The organism is uncultured Fretibacterium sp. (assembly GCF_938030725.1).
Taxonomy (GTDB): Bacteria; Synergistota; Synergistia; order Synergistales; family Aminobacteriaceae; genus Fretibacterium.
Map to the genome: position 1 here is coordinate 1 of NZ_CALHIQ010000104.1, position 3459 is coordinate 3459.

The window sequence follows — 3459 nt, forward strand, 5'->3', positions numbered from 1 at the left end:
GTCCGGGGCGGGCTTGTGAGTTTTCGCAGGTTCGCCCTCATTTCCTTCCGTCGCATTGCTTGGCGCGGCCCGCTTCAAGCCCCGTCCTCTGAAGGAGGCTGCGGGCATGTGTAGCAGACCGATGCCTCGAGGTTCGAGTGGTTTGGCAAGGACAAGGGATTGGACATCCCCGGCATTCTCCGCAAGAACGGCATCGTCTGGCCAGTCCGCTCAAACCTTTGCTATAATGGCGTCAAGGCTGGGGGGAGGCGATGAGGACGAGCGACAAAAGCGCGGCGCATGAGGCGCGAAATGACATGAACGAAACCGGGGAGGGCTCAACGCTCTTTTATTCCCCCTCCCACAGGTCCAGGGAGCAGATCGATCTGGACGTGAGCCAGGGGCGGGTCTACCCACTGGCGGACGTCCTCTTCAAATTCCTCTTCGGCAGGCCGGAGAGAGCAGAGCTTTTCCTCGACCTGCTGAATGCCCTGATGTTCCCCAATGGAGAGCGGGCCTTTACACAGGTCGCCTTCATCGACCGGGAGTTTTCGCCCGTTCGGGCTTCGGGGAGGGGGAGCCGCCTGGACATCGCCGCCCGGCTTGACGGAGAGTTGGTCAAACTGGAGGTCCAAATCCGTCGTGAACCGGGCTATCTGAAACGGACCCTGTATTACTGGTCTTTGCTCTACTCGACGTCCCTGGAGCGTCGGGGGAAGTACCTCGACACGGTGCGCACGATCTCCCTGAACCTGCTGGACTTCGAGCTGCTCCCGGAGGAGCGGGAGTGCCGCAACAGCTACTCCATCCGCAACGACGCGAGCGGAAGGCCTCTCTGCGACGACCTTCAGATCGTTTATTTTGAACTGCCGAAGGACCGCAGGGAACGGAAGGTGGGCCGACGCCCGCGGAACAGGCTGGAGCGCTGGCTGTGTTACCTGGACGGAATGCGAGGTGACGAGATGGAACGGATAGCGGCAATGGAGCCTGGGATCGGCACGGCGCTGGATTTGGAGCGCGAATTTTTCCAGGACCGGGATCAGCGTCTGGCGTACATCGTGAACCTGATGGAGTTCTGGGACGAGGAGGACATCTCGGGCCGGCGCGAGGAGGCCGCATTGGCCAGGGGCAGGGCCGAGGGAGAGGCTAAAGGTAAGGCCGAGGGCGAGGCTAAGGGCAGGGCCGAGGGTGAGGCTAAGGGCAGGGCCGAGGGTGAGGCTAAAGGTAAGGCCGAGGGTGAGGCTAAAGCTAGAGCCGACACGGCACGAAACCTGCTGCGGATGGGACTTGAGCTCTCTCAAATCTCGGAGGCAACCGGCCTGTCCCTGGACGAAATCGAGGCGCTGCGAGGACGATGAGAACGAGCGACAAAAACGGCACGGCGTTGGATTTGGAGCGCGAATTTTTCCAGGACCGGGATCAGCGCCTGGCGTACATTGTGAACCTGATGGAGTTCTGGGACGAGGAGGACATCTCGGGCCGACGCGAGGAGGCCGCATTGGCTAGGGGCAGGGCGGAAGGCGAGGCTAAGGGTAAGGCCGAGGGTGAGGCTAAGGGTAGAGCCGAGGGCAGGGCCGATACTGCGCGGCGGATGCTGGCGCACGGCCTGCCGCTTGAGGAGATTGCAGAGTATACGGATTTATCCCTGGACGAAATCGAGGCGCTGCGAGGGCGGTTGACTTAAGGCTTCCTCTGGATACGAAGGGCGCGCGGCCCCCCGAACACGGGGACCGCGCGCCTTTTCAGTACGTTTTTCCTGCTCTGGTATTCAAGGGCAGGGCAGCAACCGGCCCGGTATAGTCCTCATGGCCTCGGACTGGGAAAACGGCTGAGCAAAAGGGCCCCGCTTGTGAGCGGGGCCCTTTCTAGCTTACTTCAGTTAAGGCAGAGGGAACGGATTCTTCAAAACGTAGGGTTTATCCTGATCCCAATTTCCTCCCCGATTCAGGGGCTTCATAACCTCCTCGACCTTGGTTCCCCAAGGCAGCCTGGTGCTCAGCGGCAGCCCCTTGGCGACGTCGATGAAGTAGATCTTGGCGTCAAATTTTGTATCCGCCCAGATACGCAGGCCGAAGTGCTTTCCTATGGCATCTCCAGAGTACTGCTGCTTCACCCGGTTCCTGATTTTCGTGTTCTCAAGCACCGCCGGCTCATACATGGTGTCGCCCTGGACAAAACCGTTACCCGTGACGTGGTTGTAAAACGTGTTGTAGGGGAGTCCCCAGTTCAGCCCTTTGCCTCCTTCGATGCCGAACCACATCTCCTTCGACCGACCCGTGTCCTCAGGGAAGTCCCATTTTCTCTTGCCCAAGGATTTTCTGGGCTTGTCGTAGATGCGGACGCGGAAGAACATGCGCTCGGGTACCGTCTCAGTGCCCCTTTTGCTCGTCTGCGTGATGATGTTGATCTCCGTCATGAACCGCTGATCCCGCATCGAGTGGATGTCGTCCCCTGCTTCGTTGAGGGCGAAGCTGTTCTGATAGTTCCTCTTGTCGACGGGGTCGTAGACCTTGCCTGCCCCTTTATAAGCGATGTCGCGCCAGAGGTAATACCTCAGTCGATGCCGCCAGGCATCTCCCCAGTTCCCAATGTCGGCGAAATTTTTCACCGTGGCATCGTTCTTTTCCTTCCAACGATGTACCTTATCGACGCCATAAGCAACGCCTCCATCATGCTGGTCGCCATCGAGCCTTCTGATGACCACCCCCTGGGTCTTGACTGGCCTCTCTCCCCTCCCCGACTCCATCGCGTCAAGGTTCGTGAAGGTCTTGCCGAGGGATTTGTTGTAGAAATAAGGAACGTAGTCCGCAATCTGCTGATAAACAAAGCTCATGAACTCCACGCCTGGGTCGAACTGGAGCATGTACCCGTAGTGGAAGTGGTCCGTCGGCGCTTTATCCGACGCCGGCCTGATCTTCCGCGTGTTGCCGTTCAGGAACGCGGCCCATCCCTTTGTCGGCTGGCGATTAGAAGTGCTGCTGCTGCCCTCGGGCGTCTCGACGATGGCATCCACCCAGAGGGTATAGTTCTCCAGGCAGAACTCGGGGTCTCGCGTGCCGTCCTGGAGCCTGCGGAAGTACTTCTCATCCAGCTCCTTCGTGAGGAATCCGCGACCGCTGTCTCCCTCTCCGCTGAGTTTGAGATACGGTTCTTGCGTCGTGGGATCGAAAACCCCAAACTTCATGTCCTGCTTTTGTCCCGGGAGAAGGTATTCGCCCTCATAGTGCGTTTCTTGGCCCGTCTTCGGGTCCTTGACCACTTGTTTATTGATATCCCTTTGCAACTCTGCGATCAGGTCCCTCCAGAACACGCTGCTCTGACCGGTCGCGATAAGATAACTCTTGCTTTGGAACCACAGGCCGGATCCCTTCTGACGGACCGCAAGGGCGATGTGCTTCCCCTTCATCTTGTCCGTCAGCTCCAGCAGATAGGGCGGGGTGGTGTGCGCCGTCGTTCCGGTGGGAGGCGAAACGGCGAGGT

At 59.3% G+C, this 3459-nt stretch carries 3 protein-coding genes; 2 read left to right on the forward strand and 1 reads right to left on the reverse strand.

The annotated features are described in order from the left end of the window. Positions 1 to 296: 296 nt before the first annotated feature. Positions 297 to 1337, forward strand: a complete 1041-nt coding sequence (locus Q0629_RS06375) for an Rpn family recombination-promoting nuclease/putative transposase (protein ID WP_298780365.1) — start codon at positions 297 to 299, stop codon at positions 1335 to 1337. Next, positions 1334 to 1663: a hypothetical protein gene (locus Q0629_RS06380; RefSeq protein WP_298780367.1), complete on the forward strand. Its 330-nt coding sequence runs from the start codon at positions 1334 to 1336 to the stop codon at positions 1661 to 1663. The genes Q0629_RS06375 and Q0629_RS06380 overlap by 4 nt, the downstream gene beginning before the upstream one ends. A gap of 195 nt (positions 1664 to 1858) precedes the next feature. Here Q0629_RS06380 and Q0629_RS06385 read toward each other — a convergent pair. Continuing rightward, the coding region (locus tag Q0629_RS06385; protein ID WP_298780369.1) for a hypothetical protein at positions 1859 to 3459 on the reverse strand (1601 nt) is incomplete at its 5' end.